General features: G+C 65.5%; 1 protein-coding gene. It reads right to left on the reverse strand.

Annotation, left to right across the window (positions count from 1 at the left end; all coding sequences use genetic code 11):
• Positions 1 to 566: FtsK/SpoIIIE domain-containing protein (locus D3273_RS27980; RefSeq protein ID WP_129230318.1), on the reverse strand; the 566-nt coding region annotated here is incomplete at both ends.

The following is a 566-nucleotide window of genomic DNA, read 5'->3' on the forward strand; positions in this document are numbered from 1 at the left end:
CGCGCCATCTGGGCGAGCCGCTGGATCGCGCCCTCGATGTCCTTGCCCGCCACCATCATCAGGTCGGCCATCTCGTCCACGATGACGACGATGTAGGGGAGCACCGACAGGCTCATCTCTTCCCGCTCGTAGACGGCTTCGCCCGTTTCGCCGTCGTAGCCGGTCTGCACCGTGCGGGTGATGCTTTCGTCGCGCGCCAGCGCTTCGGCCACGCGGGCGTTGAAGCCGTCGATGTTGCGCACCCCGACCTTGGACATCTTCTTGTAGCGGTCCTCCATCTCGCGCACCGCCCATTTCAGCGCCGTGACGGCCTTTTTGGGGTCGGTGACGACGGGGGTCAGCAGGTGCGGGATGCCGTCGTAGACGCTGAGCTCCAGCATCTTCGGGTCGATCATGATCAGCCGGCATTCTTCCGGCTTCAGCCGGTACAGGATCGACAGGATCATGGTGTTGATGGCGACCGACTTGCCCGAGCCGGTGGTGCCGGCGACGAGCAGGTGCGGCATGCGGGCGAGGTCGACGATGACGCTTTCGCCGCCGATCGTCTTGCCGAGCGCGATGGCGAG

It is taken from the genome of Lichenibacterium minor (genome assembly GCF_004137685.1).
Classification (GTDB): domain Bacteria; phylum Pseudomonadota; class Alphaproteobacteria; order Rhizobiales; family Beijerinckiaceae; genus Lichenihabitans; species Lichenihabitans minor.